Raw genomic sequence first — 25,413 nt, forward strand, 5'->3', positions numbered from 1 at the left:
GACCAGCTTATTCCTCGATCGGCGCCGCCTTCGGCACGAAGCGGTCGAGATACAGATAGACCACCGGCGTCAGGTAAAGCGTCAGGAACTGCGACAGCAGCAGGCCGCCGACCACGGCCAGACCGAGCGGCCGGCGCACTTCGGCACCGGCGCCGATGCCGAGCGCGATCGGCAGCGTGCCGGCGAGCGCCGCCATGGTCGTCATCATGATCGGCCGGAAGCGGATGATGCAGGCGCTGTAAATCGCTTCGCGCGCGGCGACCAGCTTGTTGCGCTGCTGGTCGAGCGCGAAGTCGATCATCATGATGGCATTTTTCTTGACGATGCCGATCAGCATGATGACGCCGACGAAGGCGTAGAGACTGAGATCGACGCCAAACAGCAGCAGCGTCACCAGCGCGCCGAGACCGGCCGCCGGCAGGCCGGAAAGAATGGTCAGCGGGTGGATGAAGCTCTCGTAGAGAATGCCGAGCACGATATAGACGACCAGGATGGCGATCAGCAGCAGCACGCCGAGACCCTTCAGCGATGACTGGAAGGCCTGCGCCGTGCCCTGCAGGCTGGTATTGAGCGCCACCGGCAGGCTGATCCGGCTTTCCATGCCCTTGATGCGGTCGACCGCATCGCCGAGCGAAACGCCGGGCAGGAGGTTGAAGGAAATCGTCACCGAGGGCAGCTGACCCTGGTGATTGACGGTCAGCGCCTGCGTCTTGCGGCTGATCCGCGCCACCGTGTCGAGCGGGATCAGCTTGCCGCCGCTGGCCCGCACATAGAGCCGCGACAGCATCGCCGGCTCGGCCTGGAATTCGGGCGCCACCTCGAGAATCACCTGGTACTGGTTGGCGGCACCGTAGATGGTCGAGATCTGGCGCGAGCTGAAGGCGCTCTGCAGCGCATCCTCGACCTGGGCATAGGTCAGGCCAAGTGAGGACAGCTTGTCGCGGTCGATGTCGAGCGCAACGACCGGGCTCTGGTTGTTGAGATTGCTGGTGACATCGACAAAACCGGGCAGCTTGCGGATTTCGCCGAGCAGCTTGCCGGTCCACTCGTAAAGTTCGTCAAGATCGGTGTCCTGCAGCGTGTATTGGTACTGCGCCGCGGTCAGTTGGCCGCCGATGCGGATCACCGGCGGATTCTGCATATACACCTTGAGGCCGGGAATCGCGGCGAGCTTGGGGCGCAGCTCCTGAATGATCTGGTCCGGCGTCAGCTCGCGCTCGTCGCGCGGCTTGAGCAGCATGAAGATGCTGCCGGTGTTCGAGGTCGGCCGGATGCCGCCGCTGCCGACCGAGGACATGAAGGAACGGATGTTCGGGTCCTGCGCGACGATTGCCGCGGCCGCCCGCTGGTGCTCGACCATGGACGCGAAGGAGGCATCCTGCGCGCCTTCGGTGAAGGCGATCAACTGGCCGCTGTCGCCGCTCGGGATGAAGTCCTTGGGCACCGAAACGAAAGCCAGCACGGTCAACGCCAGGCTGAGGAAGAAACTGGCCAGGATCAGGCGCGGCCGCGCCATTGCCCAGGACAGGCTGCGCTCGTAGGCATTCTTCATCGCCTCGAAGAAACGCTCGAAAGCATTGAAAACGCGGCCATGCTGCTCGGCCTCGATGTGCTTGAGATAGCGGCTGCACAGCATCGGCGTCAGGGTCAGCGAGACGAAGCCGGACACCAGGATGGCGGCGCAGATGGTGACCGCGAACTCGTGCAGCAGGCGACCGACGATGCCGCTCATGAAGAGCACCGGGATGAACACCGCGATCAGCGAAATAGTCATCGAGATGATCGTGAAGCCGATCTCGCGCGCCCCCTTGATCGCCGCTTCGAACGGCGTTTCGCCCGCTTCCATGTGGCGCACGATGTTCTCGAGCATGACGATCGCGTCGTCGACGACGAAACCGACCGCCAGCGTCAGCGCGAGCAGCGACAGGTTGTCGAGGCTGTAGCCGAGCGCGTACATCACGGCGAAGGTGCCGATCACCGAAATCGGCAGCGCCAGGCCGGGAATCACCGTCGCCGACAGGTTGCGCAGGAAGAGCAGGATAACCAGGATGACCAGTGCACCGGCCAGCAGCAGCGTGAACTGCACGTCGTCGATGGCTTCGCGGATCGAGATGCTGCGGTCGTACAGCGTCGTCATCTCGATCGCCGCCGGCAGTTTGGCCTGGAAGCCGGGCAGGATCTTCTTGATCGAATCGACCGTCTCGATGGTGTTGCTGCCCGGCTGGCGCTGGATGGCGAGCACGATGGCGCGCTTGTCCACGTTCCAGCTGGCGATTTTGTTGTTCTCGACGGCGTCGACCGGTGTGGCGACTTCTTCCAGGCGGATCGGCGCACCGTTGCGCCAGGCAACGATCAGCGGCCGATAGGCGGCGGCATTGGCGAGCTGGCCGTTGTCCTTGATCGCGAAGGTCTGGCGGATGCCGTCGAAAATGCCGACCGGCTGGTTGACGTTGGCCTGGCTGATCGCCTGCTGCAACTCGTCGATGCCCATGCCGCGCGCCGCCAGCTGATCCGGGTTGGCGCGGATGCGGACGGCGAACTTCTGGGCGCCGTACACCTGCACCTGCGCCACGCCGGGCACCGTGGACAGGCGCTGCGCAAGCTGCGTCTGGGCGTATTCGTCGACCACCGGCAGCGGCAGCGTCGGCGACGACAATGCGATGTAGAAGACCGGCGAATCGGCCGGATTGACCTTGCGGAAGGACGGCGGCGTCGGCATGTTGGGCGGCAGCTTGCGCAAGGCTGCGGAAATCGCCGACTGCACGTCCTGCGCCGCCGCATCGATATTGCGTTCGAGCGAGAACTGCAAGGTGATCGAGGTCGAGCCCTGGGCACTGGTCGAGGTCATCGAATCGAGCCCGGCAATCGTCGAGAACTGCCCTTCGAGCGGCGTTGCCACCGCGGCCGCCATGGTTTCCGGCGCGGCACCGGGCAGGCTGGCACTGACCGAAATGGTCGGAAAATCGACGCTGGGCAGTTCGGATACCGGCAGCGCGCGGTAGGCAATGACGCCAAAGATGACCGCCGCCGCCACCAGCAGCGTCGTCATCACCGGCCGGCGGATACACAGTTCAGGCAGTTGCATGCGCGGCTCCGCTTATTTGGCCGGCGCGACAGTTGCCGCCGGTGTCGCGGCCGCTTTCTTCGCCACCACTTTGGCGCCCGGCGTCAGGCGCAGCTGGCCATCGACGACCACCGTTTCATCGGCGGCAACCCCCTTGAGCACGGCCGTCGCACCGGCATGACTGGCACCGACCTCGATCTTGCGCACGGCCACCTTGTCTTCTGCCTCGACAACATAGACGAAGGCGCCATCCGGCCCCTGCTGGATCGCCTCGCTGGGCACCGCAACGACGTTATCCAGCGTATCGAGATTCAGCGTCAGGTTGAGGAACTGGCCGGGCATCAGGGCCTCGTCGCGGTTCTCGAACAGGGCCTTGAGCAAAATCGTGCCGGTGGCGGCGTCGACCGTATTGTCGACAAAGCGGACCTTGCCGGTGAAAGTCGTCTGCCGCTCGCCGGGCAGATTGACGCTGACCGTCAGCCCCGCCTTGTCGGCCTTGGCTTGCGCGGCGCGCAGACGCGGCAGATATTTCTCCGGCAGCGCGAAGCCGACATAGAGCGGCTGCACGCGATTGATCACGGCCAGCCCGGTGTCGTTGGCCTTGACCGTGCCACCGGGGAACACCAACTTGGCGCCGACCACGCCGGCAAACGGCGCGCGGATGCTGGTGTAGGAAAGCTGCGAGCGGGCCAGTTCCAGCGCGGCCTGGTCGGCGCGGCGGGTGGCGGTCAGCGCGGCCTCGTTGCTGCGCATTTCATTGACCTTTTCCTCGGACACGAAGTTGCGGGCGCGCAGCGCGACATAGCGCTCGGTATCGGCCTTGGCCTTGGCCAGTTGCGCATCGTCGCGCGCCAGCGCCGCCTCGGCCTGCTGCAGGCGGAGGCCGAAATCATTGCCATCGAGGCGGATCAGCTCCTCGCCCTGGCGCACATGCTGGCCTTCGGTGAATTGCAGGCTGGCAACCTGACCATCGACGCGCGACTTGACCGTCACCGTCTCGTAAGCCTCGGCTCGTCCCACCGCGCTCAGGACGACCGGCATGTCCTGGGCGACGGCTTTGGCCAGTACCACCGGTACCGGTGGCGACACCTTGGCAACGGCCGCGCCCCCCGTCGAATTGCTCCAGTACCACCAGGCTGCGCCGGTTGCGAGGGCCGCAACGGCGACCATGACGGGCAAGTTCTTCTTTTTCATGTTTTATTCTGCGGGCTGAATAATTGATTAAAGCGGATGGTAACGACAAATCTGCCAGACATGTCGGCTCGTCACGCAGTGACCAGCCCCGACTGCGGCTTACTTGACGAGAACCACCGATTCGCCAGCGGCGCAATCGATCTGGAAGACCTGGCGGTCCTCGAGGCGCACCGCGGTCAGATGACCGCCCCACAGGCAGCCGGAATCGAGCGCCAGCATGTTGTCGGAAAGGCGGAAACCGAGCGCCGACCAGTGCCCGGTGACCAGCACCGACTTGGCGCTCTTGCGCCCGGGCACTTCGAACCACGGCATGTAGCCGGCCGGCGCCCGCGCCAGTTCGCCCTTGACCTTGAAATCCATGACACCGTCGGCGCTGCAGAAGCGCATCCGGGTCATCGCATTGACCACGGCGCGCAGACGCGGCCAGCCTTCGAGATCGTCGGACCAGCGATCGGGTTGGCTGCCCCACATGTTGGCAATGAATTCGCGGTATTGCTCGCCTTGCAGCGCCGCCTCAACCTCGCGCGCCAGCTTGCGCGCCTTCTTGATGCTCCATTGCGGCAGCAGGCCGGCATGCACCATGCAGTAATCGTCCTCGACATGACAGAGCGGCTGCTGCCGCAGCCAGTCGAGCAGTTCGGCACAATCCGGGGCATCGAGAATGGGCTGCAGCGTGTCGTCCTTGCCGCGCGCCTTGGCGCCGCCTTCGGCGACCATCAGCAGGTAGAGATCATGGTTGCCGAGCACGGTCAGCGCCGCCTTGCCCAGGCTCTTGACGAAGCGCAGCGTCTCGAGCGAACGCGGACCGCGATTGACCAGGTCGCCGACCAGCCACAGGCGATCATGCACCGGATCGAAGGCGCACTTGGCAAGCAATTGCTGCAGTGAATCGAAACACCCCTGAATGTCGCCTATGGCGTAAGTAGCCATGCCTCACCAATCCGCAAAAATAAGCGCCGGGCCGGTCTGATCAATGCCGGCTGGCGAAGGCCTGATTTTCTCCCAAATAAGGAGATAGGCGAAATCTGCTTTGCGCAGCGGTCGACCGCTGAAATCAGGCCGAATCTGCAGAACTGGTGAGCGGCTGGCTGGCGGCTGACGCGCTGACCGGCAAATCGGCGGAGGGCGCCTCGACCAGCGGCAAACGCGCGCCCAAGGCAATCGCTTCGCGTGCTTCTGCCGCGACCTGGCGGCGGTCTTCGCCGTGCAGGCCGCGCAGCGGTGTCGTCACCAGACGGGCAATCAGCCGGCGCCGGCCGAGAATCGCCCGCGTGCACTGACCGAGCGAAATATCGCCGTCGTAGCGCGGCGCCAGGCTGCGCTCACCGTCCAGCTCCCAGTAGGAAAGCGCCACCGGCAGCACCGGCCGCCCGGCACTCAGCGCCGGTTGCAGCAGCGCCGCGTGGAAATGCAGCAGGCTGCGCCCGTCCGTCGTCGTGCCTTCAGGGAAGACGGCGACATGCCGGCCGCGTCCGAGCAGCGCGGCAATTTCCTCGTTGACGATGCGGGCATGCCCGCGACTGCCGCGACGCAGGAAGATGGTGTCGTTCTTCGCGGCCAGCCAGCCGATCAGCGGCCAGTTGCGCACTTCCGCCTTGGAGACGAAGGCCGAGGGCAGCGCCGCATTGATGACGTAAATGTCGATCCACGAGATATGGTTGGCAACGACCAGCGCGCCGGGCGCGACATGCGTCAGATCGGCCTCGACCTCGATGCCGAGGCTGTCGAGCAGGGCAATCGCCCAGCTCGACTTCAGGCGCAGACGCGCCGCCTCGGTGCACAAGGGGAAAATCGCGAAACTGATCAGTACGCCGGCAATGACCAGCAGCGTCAGGCGAAGGATCCGGAAACAGCGGATCGGAAAGTTGGTTTGGTTCAGTCTGCTTGCCCCAGGTAATGCTTGGCGTAACGATTGGAAACCTTGGCCATCGGCAACAGGATGGGCAGGTCGGCCGTGTTGAAATCGGGATCCCATGCCGGTTCGCCGCAAATCCACGCGCCAGCACGCAGGTACCCCTTGATCAGCGGCGGCGTTTCGGCCGGCCGGTCCTGCTGTAGGGCGGCCAGCGGCAGCGGGCAGCGCGGGAAGACGCGGTATTCCTGCGGTCCCAGATATTCGGACAGGCGATTATACAAGCTGGCAGCAGCATGCCCGCCGTCAGCCATGCTGATCGAGGCGCAGCCGGTCAGATAGTCGTAGCCTTTCTCGGTCATGTACTGGGCGAGGCCGGACCAGAGCAGGGTAATCGTCGCGCCGGTGCGGTAATCGGGATGCACGCAGGAGCGACCGATCTCGACCAGGCGCGGCCGCAGGTGCTGCAGGCGGGTCAGGTCGAATTCGTTTTCCGAGTAGTAGCCGATCTGGCGCGCGTTTTCCGGCGACAGGATGCGATAGGTACCGACCACTTCGCCGCTTTGCGTGTCGCGCACCACCAGATGCTCGCAGTACGGGTCGTAGATGTCGTGATCGACGCCGGGCGTGCGGCTCGGCAGGTTGGCACCCATCTCGCCGGCGAAGACGCGGTAGCGCAGGCGCTGCGCTTCGAGAATGTCACTCGGGCTGCGCGCAAAACCGACCGCGAGCTGATGGCGTTTGGGACGATCGCGACCCGCTTCCTTGCGGATATTTTCCATTTTGTTCTCCTTGTTTGTCTGGAGAACAAGTCTGGATGAGCGTTGTTACATACGCGTTGCCCGAAGATGACGCGTATGTTTCAAGCGAATGCCTCTTACCAGGGCAGGGAACCGAAAGCGCGCTGGTAACGCGCGCCGATTTCCTCACGGCTCGGCTGGTGATTCTGGCCGCCACGATGCGCGATCTTGATCGCGCCCATCACCGCCGCCAGACGGCCGGTCGTCAGCCAGTCGTAGCCATTGACGATGCCGTAGAGCAGGCCGGAGCGGTAGGCATCGCCGCAGCCGGTCGGATCGAGCACCTGCTCGGCTTCGACGCAGGGAATTTCGATGCGCTGGCCATCGGCGTAGATCTCGGAACCTTCGCCACCGCGGGTGACAATCAGCGCCTTCACTTCCTTGGCGAGCTGTTCCAGGCTGCGCCCGGTGCGGTCGCAGGCCAGTTTGGCTTCGTAGTCGTTGAAGCAGGCGTAGTCGGCGAGCTGCAGGAAATCGAGCAGTTCATCGCCGTTGAACATCGGCAGACCCTGACCCGGATCGAAGATGAACGGCACGCCGGCCGCAGCGAAGTCGCGCGCGTGCTGCATCATGCCTTCGCGGCCATCCGGTGCGACGATGCCCAGTTTGGCGCCCTTGACCTGCTCGACCTTGTTGAGGTGCGAGAAAGTCATCGCGCCCGGATGGAAGGCGGTGATCTGGTTGTCGTCGAGATCGGTGGTGATGAAGGCCTGTGCCGTGAAGGTGCCCGGCACCTGGCGGATATGCGTGCGCGGCAGGCCGAGCTGGTCGAGACGGGCCAGATAAGGCGGCGCATCGTCGCCAACCGTGGCCATGATCATCGGCTCGCCGCCGAGCAGCATCAGGTTGTAGGCGATGTTGCCGGCACAGCCGCCGTATTCGCGGCGCAGCTCGGGCACCAGGAAAGCGACGTTCAGGATGTGAATCTGCTCGGGCAGGATGTGATTCTTGAAACGGTCGGGAAAGACCATGATGTTGTCGAAAGCCAGCGAGCCGCAGATCAGGGTAGTCATCGAGAATTCTCAGGGGTAAAAGACGTAAAGCCGGTAACCGGCGGCACCGATGTCGTGGGCCTCGATCCATAAGCGAACGGCGGTTTCGCCATTGGCCGGGAACGCGGCCGGCGAAACAGCCGGCGGCAAATAGTCGACCGCCGCCAACACGCGCCGCGAAACGACGGTGTCGTGGGTATCAGTCAGGGTCAGTTCAAGGGCTGGCCAGTCCTGCGCATAGGTGGCGCGATTGCGCAGCGTCGCCTGCAACACGAACATGCCGCGCTGGTTGTCAGCCTGCAGATCGGAGGCTTCGATCGTGACCAGTTCGACATTGCGCGACAAGGGCACGTCGACCTCCAGCAGCTCGTAGAGCGCGGCAGCATCCGGCAGACGACGCACGACATCGGTCCGGAAGTGGAACAGCAGTTGCGCCAGCAAGGTCAGCAAGAGCAGGCTGGAAACCAGCGCGAACGGCCAGACGGCCGGTCGGGCGTGGCCGCTGTCGAAAGCCCCCAGACCGCTGCTGGCCAGCGTACCGGCGGCCCAGCGGTTGTGGCTTTGACTGTCGGTGAGCTCGCGTATGGCAACCAGACCCGCCTCGCGGGCAGCCAGCGTGCTCTCTTCGGGCGACTCGGCGAGTTCTGCATCGAGACGCTCGACCGGTGGCAAATCGGGCTCTTCCGGCAGGTCGACCGCTGGCTCGGCCACCGCTGCGGCCGGCGGCTCAGGCTCAGGCTCAGGCTCAGGCTCAGGCTCAGGCTCAGGTTCCGGTTCCGGTTCCGGTTCCGGTTCCGGTTCCGGTTCCGGTTCCGGTTCCGGTTCCGGTTCCGGTTCCGGTTCCGGTTCCGGTTCCGGCAGGACTCTGTCTTCTACTTCGGCGAACGCGGCAGGATTTTCCGGAATTTCGCTACCAACAAGCACCGGAGGAACTTCCGAAACCGGCACTGGCGTTGCTTCAACCTGCGCCGTTTCGGTAATCAACTGGTCAAAGGCATTGAACAGGGTCTGGCAATGTCCGCAACGGACCTTTCCCGCCTTGAGGCGCAACTGCTCGGAGGTAACACGGAAAACCGTGCTGCAAGCCGGGCAGCGTGTTCGCATCAGGGCTTGACCCCACTCAGGCAGACCCAGTCCTCACGCGTATCGGCGACCTGCATCGGCAGCCACTGGGCGTAGATGCCGATGATTTCCTCGGCCTGCTCGCGCAGGATGCCGGACAGGGCCAGGCGACCGCCAGAGCGGACGTGCGCACAGATGGCCGGGGCCAGTACGCGCAACGGATTGGACAGGATATTGGCAACGACCAGATCGTACTCGCCAGCCACCGGCTGAGCCGAATCGGCGAACAGGGCGGTGACGCCGTTACGCTCGGCATTGGCCTTGGCCGCCTCGACCGCCTGCAGATCGATGTCGACACCCGCCACACGGCCGGCACCAAGACGTGCCGCAGCAATGGCCAGAATGCCGGAACCGCAGCCATAGTCGAGCACGGTGCAATCGGCACTGACCGTACGCTCCAGCCACTCCAGGCAAAGCCGGGTGGTCGGATGCGAACCGGTGCCGAAAGCCATTCCCGGGTCGAGAATCAGGTTGACCGCTGCCGGATCGGGCGATTCGTGCCAGGACGGCACGATCCACAGACGCTCGGAAACGCGGATCGGGTCAAACTGCGACTGGGTCAGCTGCACCCAGTTCTGCTCTTCGACCGTTTCAATGGAAAACGCGGGCACCTCGTCCAGACCGATCGCGGCACCGGCTGCAGCAAGCAGCGCGTGCGCATCGGCATCGGCCTCGAGCAAGGCAACGACGCGCGAATGCGCCCAGCCCGGCGAGTTGACCGAGCCCGGCTCGCCGAACTGCGGCTGCTCGTCCGGCGTGCCGGCGTCGGCATCCTCGATGCTGGCCGCCAGCGCGCCGGCTTCGAGCAGGGCGTCACAGAGCGGTTCGGCGCGCGAGGCGTCGGTCAGGAAACTGACACTTTGCCAACTCATATCAGTTCTTCACTTCGCCCTTGTCGGCGAGTTTCTGTTCGAGGTAATGAATGCTCGTACCACCTTCGACGAAGCGCGCGTCCTGCATCAGTTCCTGGTGCAGCGGGATATTGGTCTTGATGCCCTGAATGCTCATCTCGGACAGCGCGATGCGCATGCGACGGATGGCCTGCTCGCGGGTATCGCCGTAAGCGATGACCTTGGCGACCATGGAGTCGTAATGCGACGGCACGGTATAGCCCTGGTAGATGTGCGTATCGACGCGGATACCGGGACCGCCGGGCGGGTGATAGAACTCGATCTTGCCGGGACAGGGTACGAACGTGAAGGGATCTTCGGCGTTAATGCGGCATTCGATGGCATGACCGCGGAACACGACGTCCTTCTGCTTGTAGCGCAGCTTTTCACCGGCGGCAACGCGGATCTGCTCCTGAACCAGATCGACGCCGGTAATCATTTCGGTCACCGGATGTTCGACCTGGATGCGGGTGTTCATTTCAATGAAATAGAACTCGCCGTTTTCATAGAGGAATTCGAAAGTGCCGGCGCCACGGTAACCGATCTTGCGGCAGGCTTCGGCACAGCGCTCGCCGATGCGGGCGATCAGGCGGGCCGGAATATGCGGGGCCGGCGCTTCTTCGATGACCTTCTGGTGGCGGCGCTGCATCGAGCAGTCGCGTTCGCCGAGATAGATCGCACTCTTGTACTCGTCGGCCAGCACCTGGATTTCCACGTGACGCGGGTTTTCCAGGTACTTTTCCATGTACACCGCCGGGTTGCCGAAGAAAGTACCGGCTTCCTGACGGGTCATCGCCACGGCATTGACCAGCGCGGCTTCGGTGTGCACGACACGCATGCCGCGACCACCGCCGCCACCGGCGGCCTTGATGATCACCGGATAACCGACGGCACGGGCAATCTTGACGATTTCCTTCGGATCTTCCGGCAGGGCGCCGTCGGAACCGGGAACGCAGGGCACGCCGGCTTCCTTCATCGCCGCCTTGGCGGAAACCTTGTCGCCCATCAGGCGGATGGTTTCGGCACGCGGCCCGATGAAGACGAAACCGGAGGTTTCGACACGTTCGGCGAAGTCGGCGTTTTCCGAAAGGAAGCCGTAACCCGGGTGAATGGCCTGGGCATCGGTCACTTCGGCAGCCGAAATGATCGCCGGCACGTTCAGGTAGCTCAGCGTCGACGAGGCCGGGCCGATACAGACCGACTCGTCGGCCAGCTTGACGTACTTGGCGTGACGGTCGGCCTCGGAATAGACGACGACGGTCTTGATGCCAAGTTCGCGGCAGGCGCGCTGAATCCGCAGGGCAATCTCCCCGCGGTTGGCGATCAGAATTTTTTCAAACATGGCCATGATTAGCCAATCACGAACAGCGGTTCACCAAATTCGACCGGCTCGCCATTGTCGAGCAGGATGGCCTTGACCACGCCGGAGGCATCGGCTTCGATCTCGTTGAGCAGCTTCATGGCTTCGATGATGCACAGGGTTTCGCCCTGCTTGACGCTCTGGCCGACCTGCACGAAGGCTTCGGCACCCGGCGACGGCGAGCGGTAGAAAGTACCGACCATCGGCGACTTGACGACGTGACCTTCCGGCAAATCATCCTCGTCATCGAGGTTGACCGACGAGGCGGCCGGCGCACCCGGTGCAACCGGAGCCGGGGCAGCGTAATACTGCTGCGGCGCAGCAGCAACAGCGCCGTAATGCTTGGCGATACGGACTTTTTCTTCGCCCTCGGTGACTTCCAGCTCGGAGATACCCGATTCCTGAACGAGGTCGATAAGTTTCTTGAGTTTACGCAGATCCATGGAGACTCCCTTCGATATTGCGCCAGTTCGACGCAAGAAGCCGGCTTTTGGCCGGACTATTCAATGTTGATCTTGTTAAGCAGGTACTCGAGCGCCAGCAGGTAGCCCTCGTGACCCAGCCCGCAAATGACGCCGACGGCCAGATCGGAAAAGTACGAGTGATGCCGGAAGGACTCCCGCGCATGCACATTGGAAAGATGCACTTCGACAAACGGAATGGCCACCGCCGCCAGCGCATCGCGCAGCGCCACGCTGGTATGCGTGTAGGCGGCAGGATTGATGATGATGGCGCGTACGCCCTGTTCGCGAGCGGCGTGGATGCGCTCGATCAAGGCCCCTTCGTGATTGCTCTGGAAGGCCTCGAGATCAACCTCGGCAGCTTCCGCCATGCGGGCCAGTGCCATGTTGATGTCGGACAGGGTAACCCGACCGTAATGCTCGGGTTCACGAGTGCCAAGCAGGTTCAGATTCGGACCATGCACCACCAGGATGCGGGCCCTTTCGACCGGCTTGGAAGCGGTTTTTTGCTTCTTCATAGCTGCAAGTTTGCCGTAAATAGCCGCATTTTGTCCAGCCTATTCCAAAAGTAAGGCGCGCAGGGCCTCGGCACGAATCCGTTCGCGCGGATGGCCGTCGCGATGCTTCATCGTCACCCGCTCCATCTGCGGCGGCAGGATCACCAGATTGACGTCGGCAACCTCGGTTTCCAGGACCAGCACCGCCTCTGCCCTGTCGTTGCGCGCCTCGGCATGTTCGAAGTCGATATTGCGGTTAAGCAGGAAAATCTCGACCTCTTTCGCACTGTCGGCAAAAAGCAGGATGTCGATGGTCGAATACTCGCCAGCCGTGCCATCAAGCACCGAACCGGTCAGGTAGGGCCGGAAAGCCTCAAGCAATTCGAGGATGTGCAGGGCGACCTGGCGCTGGGCGAGCAGCAACTCAGTATGCCCTTCATCCTGGAACAGGCTGCGATAGGCGCGCAACTCGACATCAACTTCGGCGTTGTCGGGATAGGTCGTGTGTTCAGGCAAGCCAAGCTGCCGGGCCGCCTTGCGTTTGGCATGGTGGTAATCGGTAATGCCGTCCTCCACCATCAGGCGGGCGGCGGCGGCGGCGATACTGGCCCGGGCACTGGTGCTCGGGTGTTGCCTGTCATGACGGGGCATAGATGCTCAATCAGGGTAAAATCGCCCCCATTCTAACGGGCTTCTGTGACATGCACATTCACATTCTGGGTATCTGCGGCACCTTCATGGGCGGCGTCGCCCAACTGGCGGTTGCCGCCGGCCATCGCGTCACCGGCTGCGATGCCAATGTCTATCCGCCGATGAGCGACCAACTGCGCGCTGCCGGGGTCGATCTGATCGAGGGCTTCGGCATTGAACAACTGGCGCTGAACCCGGACGTATTCGTGGTCGGCAACGCCATTTCACGCGGCAACCCACTGCTCGAAGCCGTGCTCGACAAGGGCCTGCCCTATGTTTCCGGACCGCAATGGCTGGCCGAAAACGTGCTGCAGGGACGCTGGGTTCTCGGCGTCGCCGGCACGCACGGCAAAACCACGACCAGTTCGATGCTGGCCTGGATTCTTGAAGATGCCAATATGGCACCGGGCTTCCTGATCGGCGGCGTGCCACTCAATTTTGGCGTTTCAGCCCGCCTCGGCGACACGCCTTTCTTCGTCATCGAAGCCGACGAATACGACACCGCCTTCTGTGACAAGCGCTCCAAGTTCGTGCATTACAAGCCGCGCACCGTGGTCCTGAACAACCTGGAATTCGATCACGCCGACATCTTCGCCGATCTGGCTGCCATCGAAACGCAGTTCCACCACCTGGTGCGCACCCTGCCTGCTGCCGGCCTGATCGTCTCGAACGCCGGCGAAGCCAGTCTCGAACGCGTGCTGGCGCGCGGCTGCTGGACACCGATCGAGCGCTTCAACGACCAAGGCGGTTATCGCGTCACTGGCGACGATACCAACGGCGAGTTGGTCCTGCATGGCCCGCTAGGCGAGATCGGGCGCTGCACCTGGGCGCTGTCCGGCGAACACAACCGCGCCAATGCCTGCGCCGCGCTGCTCGCCGCGCGCCACGTCGGCGTGCCGCTCGACAAGGGACTGGAAGCGCTGAGCCGGTTCGTCAACGTCAAACGGCGCATGGAAGTGCGTGGCGAAGTGCGCGGCATTACCGTGTACGACGATTTCGCGCATCACCCGACCGCCATCGCCACCACCGTCGCCGGCCTGCGCCGCAAGGTGGGCGCCGCCCGCATCCTCGCCGTTTTCGAGCCACGCTCCAACACCATGAAGCTGGGCACGATGAAAAGCCAGTTGCCGGACAGCCTGCGCGAGGTCGATCTCGCGTTCTGCTACGGCGGCAATCTCGGCTGGGATGCCCGCGAAGCGCTGGCCCCGATGGGCGAACGCGCGCAAGTTGAAGACAATCTCGACGAACTTGTCGGCAAGATCGTTGCTGCGGCTCGTCCCGGCGACCAGATCCTGGTCATGAGCAACGGCGGCTTCGGCGGCATACACGGCAAGTTGCTGGCCGCATTGGCCAATTAGGCAGTCGCTGGACGGTCGACCGTCTCCGGAAGGCAAAAATGAAAATGGCGCAGGAAGGTTTCCCCTCCTGCGCCATTTTTGCGTCTGCAGTCGCTTAGCGTTCCATCGACTCGACCACGGCCAGCGCCGTCATGTTGACCAGGCGACGCACGGTGGCGGTCGAGGTCAGGACATGCACCGGACGCGCCGCGCCGAGCAGGATGGGGCCGATCGTCACACCTTCGCCGGCCGTCATCTTCAGCAGGTTGTAGGAGATGTTGGCAGCGTCAATGTTCGGCATGATCAGCAGATTGGCTTCGCCCTTCAGGGTCGATTCCGGATGCGCAGCCAGACGAACGTCTTCGGACAACGCCGAATCGCCATGCATTTCGCCGTCGATTTCCATTTCGCCATGGGTCATCGCCGATACCAGCGCCGAAGCACGGCTCATCTTGTGCGCCGACTCGGAGCTGCCGGAACCGAAATTGGAGTGCGAAAGCAGGGCAACCTTCGGGTGCAGGCCAAAACGCTTGACCTGTTCGGCGGCACTGATCGTCATTTCGGCGATTTCCTCGGCCGTCGGGTTCTCGTTGATGTGGGTATCGCAGATGAACAGCGAGCGCCCCGGCAGCATCAGGTAGTTCATCGCGGACAGCGTATTGACGCCCTGGCGCTTGCCGATGACTTCCTTGACCACGCCCATGTGATGACTGAACTGACCGGTCATGCCGCAGATCAGGCCGTCGGCGTAGCCGAGCTTCAACAGCATGGCACCAATCAGCGTCGGCTTGCGGCGCAGGGCTTCCTTGGCGATGGCCGGCGTCACACCACGGCGCGCCATCAACTGGTGATAGGCCGTCCAGCATTCGCGATAGCGCTCGTCGGATTCCGGATTGACGATGTCGAAGTCGACACCGGACTTGATGCGCAGATTGGCCTTGGCCAGGCGGTGTTCGATGACTTCCGGACGACCGATCAGGATCGGGCGGGCGAATTTTTCTTCGATCACCACCTGAACGGCGCGCAAAACGCGCTCATCTTCGCCTTCGGCATAAATAATGCGCTTGCCCTGAGCCTGGCGTGCGGCCTGGAAAATGGCGCGCATGCCGACACCGGTGTGATAGACGAATTCCGACAGCTTGGCACGGTAGGCATCCCAGTCGGTGATCGGACGGGTAGCAACGCCAGAGTCGATGGCAGCCTGGGCGACGGCCGGCGCAATCTTGACGATCAGGCGCGGGTCGAAAGGCGTCGGAATCAGGTACTCGGGACCGAAGCTCAGATCACGGCCGGGGTAGGCCATGGCCACTTCGTCAGTGACTTCCGCTTCGGCCAGTTCGGCAATCGCACGCACCGAGGCCAGCTTCATCTCTTCGGTAATGCGCGTCGCGCCAACATCGAGCGCACCGCGGAAGATGAAGGGGAAACACAGCACGTTGTTGACCTGGTTCACGTAGTCGGAACGGCCGGTGGCGATGATCGCATCCGGACGGACTTCCTTGACCAGTTCCGGCATGATTTCCGGCGTCGGGTTGGCGAGCGCGAAGACCATCGGCTTTTCGGCCATGCTGACGACCATTTCCTGCTTGACGACACCGGCAGCAGAGAGGCCGAGGAAGATATCGGCGCCGACCAGCGCTTCGCCCAGCGTGCGCTTTTCAGTGTTCTGGGCGTAGCGGGCCTTGGTTTCGTCCATGCCACCCGGGCGACCGACGTAGATGACGCCCTTCGAGTCGCAAATGGTGATGTTCTCGCGCTTGACGCCAAGATCGCACCACAGGTTCACGCAGGAAATGGCAGCCGCACCGGCGCCGGAGACGACGACCTTGACCTCTTCGATCTTCTTGCCGACGACCTTCAGGCCGTTGAGCATGGCGGCGCCGGAAATGATCGCCGTACCGTGCTGGTCATCGTGAAAAACGGGGATATTCATCCGCGCCTTGAGCTTCTCTTCGATATAGAAGCATTCCGGCGCCTTGATGTCTTCCAGGTTGATACCGCCGAGCGTCGGCTCCATGGCGGCGATCATGTCGATCAGCTTGTCCGGATCGTTTTCCGACAACTCGATGTCGAAGACGTCGATGCCGGCAAATTTCTTGAACAGGCAACCCTTTCCTTCCATCACCGGCTTGGCGGCGAGCGGGCCGATGTTGCCGAGGCCGAGCACGGCGGTGCCGTTGGTGATGACGCCGACCAGATTGGCGCGCGAGGTGTACCAGGCGGCGGTGGCCGGGTCTTCGACGATCGCGTCACAGGCGGCGGCAACGCCAGGAGAGTAGGCCAGCGCCAGATCGCGCTGGTTGGTCAGGCCCTTGGTCGGGCGCACGGAAATCTTGCCCGGGGTGGGCCAGCGATGGTATTCGAGAGCGGCTTCGCGCAGATCCTTTTCCACGGATTCTCCTGAGGGTTTGTCTGTTAGGGAAAACCCCGTAGATTACTCCAACTTATTGGGGCCCGAAAGCGTAATTATGAATTACAGTTACAATTACGTACAATCCGAAAGGCCTTTACAGGCCGCTCTGACGCGGCCGCCCCCTGACCTAGAAGCGATGCGAGACGGTCAGGCGGAAGCTGCGCGGTTCGCTCGGATGAATGTGCCGGTCGTCGTAGCCACCGGCCGTGCCATCGGCGCAACCGGCCGGGTTGGCCGCCTCGCCGGCAGTGCGCGAGCAATACCAGTATTCGATGTCATTCACCTTGCGATCGAACAGGTTGTACACGTCGAGCGCAAGCTGCGTTTGCTTGTCGAATTTGTAGCCGATGCGCAGGTTGGTCAGCGTCGACGCCGAAGAACGCACCGAGTTGTCCACGACCAAAGGTCGCGGCCCGAAGTAGCGCAGGCGCAGGGCGCCGTACCACGGCCCGAGATTGTCCAGGGTCAGGCCAAGATTGGCCGTGCCGGTCACCGCCCCCGGAATGTAATCGCCCACCACCGGATCGTGGTCGCGGAAGCGGGCATGCGACCAGGCGAGGTCGGCATCGAGCGCCAGCCAGTCGGACAGCACGTAGAGATTGGTCCATTCGACACCGTAACGCCGCGACGGGCGCGACGCTTCGGTGGTCCCGGCATCGCCGACGAAGAGCAACTCGGAGGCGGCGGTCAGTTGCCAGAGCGCAACGGTCGACTGCCAGCCGGGCAGGATTTCCGAACGCAGGCCGATTTCGTAGCCGCGCGTGCGCACCAGCGGCTGAACCTTGCTGACGGGAGTCACACCGTCGGCCGGATCGACGCGTATCGTCGTGCCGCGCGCGTCGTTGGAGTGAAAGCCGTGCCCGTAATTGAGATAGAGCTCGGTCTTGCGCCACGGCCCGAAGACCAGGGCCAGCTTTGGGGTCAGCATCTGGTCGCTGGCCCGCCCGGAATTGGCACTTAAACTGGCGTCGACCGTAAAGTCATAGGCATCGGCGCGCAGGCCCTGGATCGAACGGAACCAGTCGGTCCACCGCGTCTCGTTCTGCGCCCACAGCCCGATGCTGCGCTGCGTGACCTTGTCTTCGCGGATGGAGGACAAGGTTTCGCGATTGCTCGTCGCGTACAGTCCGACCGGGCTCAGACGGTCGACGCGCGTTTGCAGGCCAAAACTGTTCGTCACATCAAAACCGGCCCAGTTGTCGAACATCGCATGCGAGGCCGAAAAACCACCAGCCTGACGATGTTCGGACTGCTTGAACTGGTCGCCCGGCGGGCAGCCGTTGTTCAGGCAGTACTGGAAGTTGGACCACAGGTCGAGGTTCGATTGCAGCCACCAGACATTCGCCTTGCTCTGCGCCTTGCCCCAATGCTTCGCCCATTCGCCGGACAGGCTGTAGCGCTGCGTCTCGCCGCCGGTACTCGAATCAAGCGAACCGTAGCGGTCGACCGCGCCGCTGTCGATGGCGCGCTGGGCGATCTGGTCGGTAGAGGTCCAGCGCCCGCGATAGGCCATGCCGGTGATGGCAAAGCCGTTGTTGCGCGTGCCCTGGCTGTAACTGAGCACGCCGTTCAGCTTGCGGTAATGTTCGTCGACCTGCCACGGCCCGTCGTTATGAAACAGCTCCAGGCCGTAGAGCAGATGACCGCCGGCCAGCTCGGGCGAGCCGGCGATCAGGCTGCGCGCGTAGCCGTTCCGGCCGAGCGTCAGTTGCGCCAGCGTGCCGTCGAGGCGCCGCCGATAATCGATATGCGCCGCACCGGCCGACGAGAAATCGCCCTCTTCGGCGTAATACGGTCCCTTGCGGAAACTGATACGGTCGACCAGTTCCGGGATCAGGAAATTGAGATCGGTGTAACCCTGGCCGTGCGCATGCGTCGGCATGTTGACTGGCACGCCGCCGACGTAAGTCGCAAAATCGGTGCCGTGGTCGAGATTGAAACCGCGCAGGAAATACTGGTTGGCCTTGCCGTCGCCGGCATGCTGCGTGACGATCAGGCCAGGCACCATCTCCAGCGCCTCGCCGGGCCGCAGCATCGGCACGGCCGCCAGACGCTGGCTGGACACCACGCCCGCGCTGCCCGCCATCGCGATGCCTTCAAGATTCTCGGTTTGCGCGCGCACTTCGACGGTCGAAAGCGTGGCTTCCTCGGCCGCCGCGCCGGCACAAGCGAGCAAAAAATATGAGCAAATTAATTTTTGTCTTAACAGCATCGTCAAAAAAAGCCGGTTGCCCGGCCATTTCCCTATAAATGAATCAGGCCACGGCCGGCCGACGCGTCAGGCGCAGCGCCGCGACAAAGCTCAAGGCGATGATCGCCACCAGCGCAAATCCGAAAACCAGCTCCTTGCCCTCGCTCCAGACATCGACCGCCGGCGACAGCAGCTTGGCGGCGCCGAAAGCGGCGACCAGCAGGCTGATGCCGGAGACGACCAGGCCCATGACACGCGAAGCGACCAGCGCCACCTGGTCGGCGCGGGCAATCAGGCGGGCGATCCACAGGCCGTTGATGCCGTCGGTAAGCAGCATGCCGAGCATGAACAGCGACGCGAGGATCAGCGCATGTTCCCAGCCACCGAACTGGGTTGCGGTCAGCGCGAAGAAGGCGGCTTGCGACAGGGTGTCGAAGGACAGCGCGAACAGGGCGCCAACCAGCGCGATCAGCGCCGGCTGCGAAACATGGCGGAGGTTGCCGAGCAACTTGCCCTTGAGGCCAACCGGCTGGACGATTTCGTCCGGTCCGGCGGCGAGCACGGCGGCCAGGTTGAGGCTGCCAAGCGCAACCAGGAAGGCGATGGAAATCACGGCGCCGAGCAGGCCGAACCATTCCGGGACTTCCCAGCGCCCGGCAATGGCCGAGACGCCGAGCGCGATGGCCATGACCACAGCGCCATGGCCGAGCGAGAACAGCGTGCCGCAGTAACGCGCCAGAGCCGGCCGTTGCCGCGCGTTGTAGCGGGTCAGGCCGTCGATGGTGGCGAGGTGGTCGGCGTCGAAACCGTGCTTCATGCCAAGCACGAAGGTCAGGATGAGCAGCGACAGCCAGTCGGTGGGCAGGGTTTCCATGGCATCCGTATGAATGATTTTAGGATCTTCATACAAATTGCGTGCCAGCGCAATAAGTCATTGTTCGTATTGCATCTGCCTTGTTTTGCCGCCGCGCCGAACCGACAAAGTGGTCAGAGACTTTCCAGCGGCAGTGCCAAGACGAATTCCGCCCCGCCATCCGGCGCGTTGCCGGCCGTCAGGTGACCACCGTGCCGCTCGACGATGCCGTAGCTGATCGACAGCCCAAGCCCGGTACCCTGACCAACCGGCTTGGTGGTGAAAAACGGCTCGAACAGCCGGTCGAGATAATCGGCGGCGATGCCCGGCCCGTTGTCGATGAAACGCAGGACGGCCATGCCGTCGGCGCGGCTGCCGACGATCCTGAGCGTCGCCCGCGGCTGGTTGGCTGTCGCATCGCAGGCGTTCTGGATCAGGTTCATCACCACCTGCTGCAACTGGCCGGACGAACCGGAGCAGCGCAAATCGGCCGGCAAATCGAGGTCGACCGCAAATTTGCTCGCCGCGCTCTGCACCACCCAGCGCATCGAGCGCTCAACCACCTCGTTGAGGCTGACCTGCTCGGGCTGCATCTTGTCCACCGCCGAAAACCGTTTCAGCGCATCGACGATGTCGCGCGTGCGTTCGGCCCCCTCGATCATGCCGTCGATGAGTTGCGGCATGTCGGCGACGATGCGGTCGATGCGCAGTTCGCCGCGCATCGCCTGCAAGCCGGCATCGGCCGCCGCCGGGCTGGCATGCACGGCGTTCAGGTAGGCGTCGAGGCGGCCGGCGTAACGTTGCAGCGAGAGCACGTTGCCAAGCACAAAGCTGATCGGGTTATTGAGTTCATGCGCGACGCCGGCCACCAGGCGGCCCAGCGAAACCATTTTCTCGGCGTGCAGCAATTGCCCTTGCGTGCGTTTCAGATCGTCGTGCGCCTGGCGCAGCGCCGAATAGGCGCGGCGCAATTCGCCGACCGGGCGGCCGGTGACCACCATGCCCATCAGCTTGCCGGTCTGCGACAGACGCGGCGTGCAGTTCATCGAGACCGGTACGGTCGACCCGTCGCCGGCACGCAAAAAGAATTCGCAGTCGTGCACGCCCTCGCGCCCGAAACGGGCAAATATGTCACGTGCCTTGGCGCGCTCGACATCGTCGGCAAACAGGTCGAAGACCGGCTTGTGCTGCAATTCTTCGGTCGTCTTGCCGGCGATATGCGACAGAGAGGGATTGACCTCCTCGATATTGCCGTTGCGGTCGCAGACGATCAGGATGTCCGACATCGAGGCGAGCACGCTCTCGATGAACTGGTGGGACTCCTCGAGCGCGGCGTTCTTCTCTTCGAGCGCCACTTCGTACTGGAGGAGGTCGTTGTAGACCTCGTCCATTTTCTGGATGACTTCGATCCAGGCCTGCTCGCCGAGCTGCTCGGTGGCCGCCGGCAAGGGCGAATCGGTCGTCAGATCAGCGGGCCGGCCGGTAGTGGACATGTGCTGCGCCGTGTTCGTCGTGGGCGTGATGATGCTCGGGTTCGAGGGCGATCACGTTGAGCTTGCCGTGGCGCACGCCGCTCTCGGCCATCAGCTGGTCGGCAAATTGTCTGACCTCGGCGGTCGACCCTTGCAAAATGACGGTTTCCAGACAATTGTCGTGATCGAGATGGCTGTGCATGGCGGCCACGGTCAGGTCGTGGTGGTCGTGCTGCAGGCCGGTGATGCGCTCGGCCAGCTCGCGCTCGTGGTGGTTGTACACGTAAGAGAGATTGGCGACGCAATGCCCGGCCGGCGGATCGCGCTGGCGGTCGCTCTCGATGGCGCCGCGAATCAGGTCGCGCACCGCTTCCGAGCGGTTACTGTAGCCGCGCGCCGCGATCAGCTCGTCGAACTGGCTGGCCAGCGACTCGTCTAGCGAAATGGTAAAGCGCTCCATCGATCATCCCCTTGGCGAAAACACCGGCAACAATGCCGGCATTCCCGATACCGTGCAAGTCACTCGCGACAAAAAGCTGGAACGGGAAATGCTAGTAGATGACTGCAGTTCGGGAATCACGCTCTGGCATCCCTGCTTTCACAAGAAGCACATGTCGCAACAGGAGGATTCATCATGGCTCATACCGACATCCGACTCGCCGTCGCCGAAGAACGCACCATCTACGACGTGGCCGCCATCGAACGCGCCATGGAAGAGGCCGCCGGCAACCGCAACGAAGCGCTCGCCACCCTGTACGACAAGATGAAGCAGCGCGGCGGCGGCCGTTTCCTGATCCGCCCGACCGGCGCCGACATGATCGACGACCTCTACGACACCTGCCCCAACTTCAGCGACGTCATCGACGACCTGCGCAAATACGTCGCGCTGTCGGTGGCCGGCAACGAGCCGATGAGCTTCACGCCCATCCTGCTGCTCGGCGAACCGGGTATCGGCAAGACGCATTTCGCGCGCGAACTGGCGGCCCGCCTCGGCACCGGCCACGAATTCATCTCGATGAGCGCGTTGACCGCCGGCTGGGTGCTGTCCGGCGCCTCGTCGCAATGGAACAACGCCAAGCCGGGCAAGGTGGCGCACACTTTGGTGCATGGCGACTACGCCAACCCCATCGTGGTGCTCGACGAGATCGACAAAGCCGGCGGCGACTCGCGCTATGACCCGATGGGCGCCCTCTACGGCCTGCTCGAACACGACACGGCGCGTGCCTTCAAGGACGAGTTCATCGATATCGACATCGACGCCTCGCACATCCTGTGGGTGACGACGGCCAACGACGAACGTTCGATACCGGAACCCATCCTCAACCGCATGAACGTGTACGAAGTACCGCGCCCCGACCACGATGCCGCCATCAGCATCGCCGCCGCGCTCTACCGCGAGATCGTCGGCGAGCATGACTGGGGCTTCCCGCCGGAAGCCGAGGAAAGCGTGCTCGAACGCCTCGGTTCGCTGCCGCCGCGCGACATGCGCAAGCGCCTGCTCGCCGCTTTCGGTACGGCCAAGCTGGAAGGCCGCAACTGGCTGGAAGCAGCCGACTTCGAACAGGCCCGCATGGGGCGCAGTCGCAAGATCGGCTTCTGAAAACGCGCCCGGCCGTTCAGGCCGGGCGCCCATTCAAACGATCCTGCGCACCCGGACCCGGTTGCGCCCACCCTGCTTGGCGTCGGACAGCGCCAAATCGGCCACCGCGATGAACCGGTGCGGATTGAGTTCGAGCACGCGCGGCGTCATCGCGGCGCGTGCTCGACAAGCGCGTCTCGAGCAGGTTCATGATCGCCCGCCGCTTGTAGAGGCCGCTCAGTTCGGCGTGCATGGCCTGCGTTTCGAGTATGGAAGATGTCCGAAATTTTGCGTACCGGTCGCATCAAGGGAAGACTGCCGCCGATCATTGCACGTCGATTCGAGTGGGGAACGCCTTTCAGTACTGTCAATTCAGGCAACGCCCAAATTACTGTCGCTTCGAGGACTGTAGCGTGTGACCGGTACTGTACCTCCCTCGCTATCCTCCTCGCGTCTCGGCGCGCCGACAACGAAATTGAGCGGGATTACACCTGCCCAGACCGGCCATTCCAGATCCTCGACGTCGTCCTTTACCCCGGCGTCACGTATTTTGGCCGACGCCTCGGTCAGCGGAATTCGTAGCACGCTGGTAGCGTTCAGTTCCTTGTCGTTGATCGGACGTAAGGTGTTCCAGCGTCCGGGGTACAGACCTTCGATGAGGGCCTGTAGGCTGCGTTCTTTTTCCGCTGGATTGCTCACCAGTTCGAATTGGCCGTAGATCACCACCGAGCGGTAGTTCATCGAGTGGTGCATGGCCGAGCGGGCGAGCACCAGACCATCGGCCAGAGCGATCGTGATGCAGGCCTCGCCTTCCGTAAGTGCCTTAAGCATGCGCGATGCCTTGGCACCGTGGATGTAGAGATACTCGCCATCGCGCCAATGGATGGTCGGAATGGCGTGCACCGAACCCTCAATCTGGAATGCAACGCTGCAGATGACCGCTGCATCGACAATGGCGTTGATGGCCTCGGGGTTATAGTCGGCGCGATCCGGCTTACGAAATACGCGGGTGCGCGAGGAAGGAGCGGGAGAGAGGGTCATAGTCGCAGAGTTCCGGATGTTGTTGATGGCCCTACTTTACGGACCTCATGGTACCTTTCGTAGTGCCACAAAATGAACTAATCATGGAGCCACGATGGAACTGGACTGGCTACTCGCTCCGCCTTTGCCGGAAACAATGCCGCGACAGCGCGTTCTCTACCATCGCCTGCGCCAAGCCATCCTGTCCGGCCATATCGCTCCAGGCACCCAGCTTCCGGCTAGCCGCAGCTTGGCGAGCTCGCTGAAAATTTCCCGCAATACAGTTCTGTTCGCCTATGAGCAACTTGTTGCCGAAGGTTGTCTACTGGCAGATCGCCAAGGCACGCGCGTGGCAATGCTGTCCGTGCAGCCAGTTATGTTGCCAAGGAAAGAAGATGCGAACGAGGTGCCGCTGCAACTCTCCGTTCGCGCCGAGGTGGCTTTGCAGCCTGGGCCGGCGCGTGAGGCAGCCGTGTTGCCTTTTGCTCCCGGCACGCCCGACTATAGCGCCTTTCCTTTCCGCAGTTGGCGCACCTGCCTGGAGCGCGCGTGGCGCGATGCGGGGTGGCGCCAACTCGGCTATGCCGCGCACGGCGGCGACCCCGCACTGAGAGAGGCGCTTGCCGGCCACCTCACAACTGTCCGTGGTCTAGCGGTAGATGCCGGGCAAATTGTCATTACTGGTGGCACCCAGGCGGCGCTCGACCTCTGCGCCCGACTGCTCGGAGACCACGGCGATGTCGTTTGGGCCGAGAATCCCGGCTATCTCGCCGCGCGCGTCGCGTTTGGTCTAGCCGGGCTGCGCGTACATGACGTACCGGTCGATACAGAGGGCCTGGCACCGAGCGACAGAGACTGGTGTGAGCATCCGCCGCGCCTGATCATGATTACGCCATCGCACCAGTACCCGACCGGCCGCGTAATGTCCTTGCCGCGGCGTCTGGCCCTGATTGAGCGCGCCCTCCAGTCCGGCACCTGGATCATTGAGGACGATTACGACAGCGAATTCCGCCGTGCTGGCCCGGCGCCCCCTGCGCTGTTCGGTTTGAAGCCTGACGCTCCGATCGTCTACATCGGCACCTTCAGCAAGACTCTCTATCCTGGCTTGCGCCTCGGCTACCTAGTGTTGCCGCACGCCATTGCAGCCGATTTTGCCCGCGCTACAGCCCAGGCCACGCGCCCCGGGCAGGGTATTGAACAACGCGCACTGGCTGACTTCATTCGGCGGGGCTACTACACCGCCCATCTGCGTCGCATGCGAGCACGCTATACCGCCCGGCAGATCGCACTGCGCGCAGCGTTGAAGGAGGCATTTGGGCCATCCTTGACATTGTCGGGTGGTGAAGCAGGGTTGCATCTGGTGATGTGGCTGCCGCAGGAAATACGCGACACGGATGTAGCAACTCGAGCGGAGGCATTAGGGCTAGGGGTGCGAGCACTGAGTAGCTACACAAAAGCGCCGATGATTTGCAACGGCCTTGTGCTGGGGTACGGGAATCTGGAAGAAAAAATGCTTTTGGAGGGGGTGAGGCGATTGGTACTGGCGGTTCAATCTCAAAATAACAATATGCATCAGAGCTGATTCAGGCCGAAATGTGAAACTCAGTTTTCTGCACGTTTTCCGTA

Annotated in this window: 21 protein-coding genes; 3 read left to right on the forward strand and 18 right to left on the reverse strand. The window is 63.1% G+C overall.

What is annotated here, in order from left to right:
• Positions 1-7 precede the first annotated feature (7 nt).
• The 12 genes from KIG99_RS08920 to KIG99_RS08975 all read right to left on the reverse strand — a co-directional run bounded on the left by KIG99_RS08920 (position 8) and on the right by KIG99_RS08975 (position 12,883).
• Positions 8-3,085 (reverse strand): efflux RND transporter permease subunit, encoded by a 3,078-nt coding sequence (locus tag KIG99_RS08920; protein WP_226459844.1) that lies wholly within the window; start codon positions 3,083-3,085, stop codon positions 8-10.
• A gap of 12 nt (positions 3,086-3,097) precedes the next feature.
• Positions 3,098-4,258, reverse strand: coding sequence for an efflux RND transporter periplasmic adaptor subunit (locus KIG99_RS08925; protein ID WP_226459845.1), 1,161 nt, complete (start codon positions 4,256-4,258; stop codon positions 3,098-3,100).
• Between the two features lie 99 nt (positions 4,259-4,357).
• Entirely contained in the window at positions 4,358-5,188 is an 831-nt protein-coding gene (locus KIG99_RS08930; RefSeq protein ID WP_226459846.1) for a symmetrical bis(5'-nucleosyl)-tetraphosphatase, read from the reverse strand.
• Positions 5,189-5,312: 124 nt separating this feature from the next.
• Positions 5,313-6,041 carry a lysophospholipid acyltransferase family protein gene (locus KIG99_RS08935; RefSeq protein WP_226459847.1) on the reverse strand — a complete coding sequence of 243 codons (729 nt, stop codon included), beginning with the start codon at positions 6,039-6,041 and terminating at the stop codon, positions 5,313-5,315.
• 92 nt (positions 6,042-6,133) lie between these two features.
• On the reverse strand, positions 6,134-6,892 hold the full coding sequence (locus tag KIG99_RS08940) for a GNAT family N-acetyltransferase (RefSeq protein WP_226441560.1): 759 nt from the start codon (positions 6,890-6,892) through the stop codon (positions 6,134-6,136).
• Positions 6,893-6,987: 95 nt separating this feature from the next.
• On the reverse strand, positions 6,988-7,923 hold the full coding sequence (locus KIG99_RS08945; protein ID WP_226459848.1) for a carbohydrate kinase family protein: 936 nt from the start codon (positions 7,921-7,923) through the stop codon (positions 6,988-6,990).
• 9 nt (positions 7,924-7,932) lie between these two features.
• The gene (locus KIG99_RS08950; RefSeq protein WP_226459849.1) at positions 7,933-9,006 is read right to left on the reverse strand and encodes a DUF3426 domain-containing protein; all 1,074 of its coding nucleotides are present in this window, start codon (positions 9,004-9,006) and stop codon (positions 7,933-7,935) included.
• Entirely contained in the window at positions 9,006-9,896 is an 891-nt protein-coding gene (prmA, locus tag KIG99_RS08955; RefSeq protein ID WP_226459850.1) for a 50S ribosomal protein L11 methyltransferase, read from the reverse strand. The genes KIG99_RS08950 and prmA overlap by 1 nt, the downstream gene beginning before the upstream one ends.
• A gap of 1 nt (position 9,897) precedes the next feature.
• Positions 9,898-11,256 carry an acetyl-CoA carboxylase biotin carboxylase subunit gene (accC, locus tag KIG99_RS08960; RefSeq protein WP_226459851.1) on the reverse strand — a complete coding sequence of 453 codons (1,359 nt, stop codon included), beginning with the start codon at positions 11,254-11,256 and terminating at the stop codon, positions 9,898-9,900.
• 8 nt (positions 11,257-11,264) lie between these two features.
• On the reverse strand, positions 11,265-11,717 hold the full coding sequence (gene accB, locus KIG99_RS08965; protein ID WP_226441565.1) for an acetyl-CoA carboxylase biotin carboxyl carrier protein: 453 nt from the start codon (positions 11,715-11,717) through the stop codon (positions 11,265-11,267).
• Positions 11,718-11,773: 56 nt separating this feature from the next.
• Positions 11,774-12,253: a type II 3-dehydroquinate dehydratase gene (gene aroQ, locus KIG99_RS08970; protein ID WP_226441566.1), complete on the reverse strand. Its 480-nt coding sequence runs from the start codon at positions 12,251-12,253 to the stop codon at positions 11,774-11,776.
• Positions 12,254-12,292: 39 nt separating this feature from the next.
• On the reverse strand, positions 12,293-12,883 hold the full coding sequence (locus tag KIG99_RS08975) for a hypothetical protein (RefSeq protein WP_226459852.1): 591 nt from the start codon (positions 12,881-12,883) through the stop codon (positions 12,293-12,295).
• A gap of 50 nt (positions 12,884-12,933) precedes the next feature.
• Between KIG99_RS08975 and mpl the strand changes: the two genes are divergently transcribed.
• Positions 12,934-14,280 carry a UDP-N-acetylmuramate:L-alanyl-gamma-D-glutamyl-meso-diaminopimelate ligase gene (gene mpl / locus KIG99_RS08980; protein WP_226459853.1) on the forward strand — a complete coding sequence of 449 codons (1,347 nt, stop codon included), beginning with the start codon at positions 12,934-12,936 and terminating at the stop codon, positions 14,278-14,280.
• Positions 14,281-14,374: 94 nt separating this feature from the next.
• On the opposite strand, the gene KIG99_RS08985 is transcribed toward mpl, so the two are convergent.
• The 5 genes from KIG99_RS08985 to nikR all read right to left on the reverse strand — a co-directional run bounded on the left by KIG99_RS08985 (position 14,375) and on the right by nikR (position 21,648).
• Positions 14,375-16,651, reverse strand: coding sequence for an NADP-dependent malic enzyme (locus KIG99_RS08985; RefSeq protein WP_226459854.1), 2,277 nt, complete (start codon positions 16,649-16,651; stop codon positions 14,375-14,377).
• Between the two features lie 148 nt (positions 16,652-16,799).
• Complete coding sequence (locus KIG99_RS08990) at positions 16,800-18,848, reverse strand: TonB-dependent receptor (protein ID WP_226459855.1); 2,049 nt, start codon at positions 18,846-18,848, stop codon at positions 16,800-16,802.
• A 79-nt stretch (positions 18,849-18,927) separates the two neighbouring features.
• Positions 18,928-19,737 (reverse strand): HoxN/HupN/NixA family nickel/cobalt transporter, encoded by an 810-nt coding sequence (locus KIG99_RS08995; protein ID WP_226459856.1) that lies wholly within the window; start codon positions 19,735-19,737, stop codon positions 18,928-18,930.
• Positions 19,738-19,850: 113 nt separating this feature from the next.
• Complete coding sequence (locus KIG99_RS09000; RefSeq protein ID WP_226459857.1) at positions 19,851-21,209, reverse strand: PAS domain-containing sensor histidine kinase; 1,359 nt, start codon at positions 21,207-21,209, stop codon at positions 19,851-19,853.
• Positions 21,184-21,648, reverse strand: coding sequence for a nickel-responsive transcriptional regulator NikR (nikR, locus tag KIG99_RS09005; RefSeq protein ID WP_226459858.1), 465 nt, complete (start codon positions 21,646-21,648; stop codon positions 21,184-21,186). The genes KIG99_RS09000 and nikR overlap by 26 nt, the downstream gene beginning before the upstream one ends.
• A 174-nt stretch (positions 21,649-21,822) precedes the next feature.
• On the opposite strand from nikR, the gene KIG99_RS09010 reads away from it, so the two are divergent.
• Entirely contained in the window at positions 21,823-22,788 is a 966-nt protein-coding gene (locus tag KIG99_RS09010; protein ID WP_226459859.1) for an AAA family ATPase, read from the forward strand.
• Between the two features lie 351 nt (positions 22,789-23,139).
• On the opposite strand, the gene KIG99_RS09015 is transcribed toward KIG99_RS09010, so the two are convergent.
• Positions 23,140-23,808 carry a pyridoxamine 5'-phosphate oxidase family protein gene (locus tag KIG99_RS09015; RefSeq protein WP_226459860.1) on the reverse strand — a complete coding sequence of 223 codons (669 nt, stop codon included), beginning with the start codon at positions 23,806-23,808 and terminating at the stop codon, positions 23,140-23,142.
• 94 nt (positions 23,809-23,902) lie between these two features.
• Between KIG99_RS09015 and pdxR the strand changes: the two genes are divergently transcribed.
• Positions 23,903-25,369, forward strand: a complete 1,467-nt coding sequence (pdxR, locus tag KIG99_RS09020) for a MocR-like pyridoxine biosynthesis transcription factor PdxR (RefSeq protein WP_226459861.1) — start codon at positions 23,903-23,905, stop codon at positions 25,367-25,369.
• Positions 25,370-25,413 lie beyond the last annotated feature (44 nt).

Source organism: Quatrionicoccus australiensis (assembly GCF_020510425.1).
In the GTDB taxonomy this organism is placed as follows: Bacteria; Pseudomonadota; Gammaproteobacteria; order Burkholderiales; family Rhodocyclaceae; genus Azonexus; species Azonexus australiensis_A.

Excerpts from the sequence above, each read along its gene's own strand:
- KIG99_RS08930 (WP_226459846.1), bottom strand. The coding sequence starts at position 5,188 with ATGGCTACTTACGCCATAGGCGACATTCAGGGGTGTTTCGATTCACTG.
- KIG99_RS08975 (WP_226459852.1), bottom strand. The coding sequence starts at position 12,883 with ATGCCCCGTCATGACAGGCAACACCCGAGCACCAGTGCCCGGGCCAGT.
- nikR (WP_226459858.1), bottom strand. The coding sequence starts at position 21,648 with ATGGAGCGCTTTACCATTTCGCTAGACGAGTCGCTGGCCAGCCAGTTC.
- KIG99_RS09015 (WP_226459860.1), bottom strand. The coding sequence starts at position 23,808 with ATGACCCTCTCTCCCGCTCCTTCCTCGCGCACCCGCGTATTTCGTAAG.
- KIG99_RS09010 (WP_226459859.1), top strand. The coding sequence starts at position 21,823 with ATGGCTCATACCGACATCCGACTCGCCGTCGCCGAAGAACGCACCATC.
- KIG99_RS08920 (WP_226459844.1), bottom strand. The coding sequence starts at position 3,085 with ATGCAACTGCCTGAACTGTGTATCCGCCGGCCGGTGATGACGACGCTG.
- KIG99_RS08925 (WP_226459845.1), bottom strand. The coding sequence starts at position 4,258 with ATGAAAAAGAAGAACTTGCCCGTCATGGTCGCCGTTGCGGCCCTCGCA.
- KIG99_RS08945 (WP_226459848.1), bottom strand. The coding sequence starts at position 7,923 with ATGACTACCCTGATCTGCGGCTCGCTGGCTTTCGACAACATCATGGTC.
- accC (WP_226459851.1), bottom strand. The coding sequence starts at position 11,256 with ATGTTTGAAAAAATTCTGATCGCCAACCGCGGGGAGATTGCCCTGCGG.
- mpl (WP_226459853.1), top strand. The coding sequence starts at position 12,934 with ATGCACATTCACATTCTGGGTATCTGCGGCACCTTCATGGGCGGCGTC.
- aroQ (WP_226441566.1), bottom strand. The coding sequence starts at position 12,253 with ATGAAGAAGCAAAAAACCGCTTCCAAGCCGGTCGAAAGGGCCCGCATC.
- KIG99_RS08950 (WP_226459849.1), bottom strand. The coding sequence starts at position 9,006 with ATGCGAACACGCTGCCCGGCTTGCAGCACGGTTTTCCGTGTTACCTCC.
- KIG99_RS09000 (WP_226459857.1), bottom strand. The coding sequence starts at position 21,209 with ATGTCCACTACCGGCCGGCCCGCTGATCTGACGACCGATTCGCCCTTG.
- KIG99_RS08940 (WP_226441560.1), bottom strand. The coding sequence starts at position 6,892 with ATGGAAAATATCCGCAAGGAAGCGGGTCGCGATCGTCCCAAACGCCAT.
- prmA (WP_226459850.1), bottom strand. The coding sequence starts at position 9,896 with ATGAGTTGGCAAAGTGTCAGTTTCCTGACCGACGCCTCGCGCGCCGAA.
- KIG99_RS08995 (WP_226459856.1), bottom strand. The coding sequence starts at position 19,737 with ATGGAAACCCTGCCCACCGACTGGCTGTCGCTGCTCATCCTGACCTTC.
- accB (WP_226441565.1), bottom strand. The coding sequence starts at position 11,717 with ATGGATCTGCGTAAACTCAAGAAACTTATCGACCTCGTTCAGGAATCG.
- pdxR (WP_226459861.1), top strand. The coding sequence starts at position 23,903 with ATGGAACTGGACTGGCTACTCGCTCCGCCTTTGCCGGAAACAATGCCG.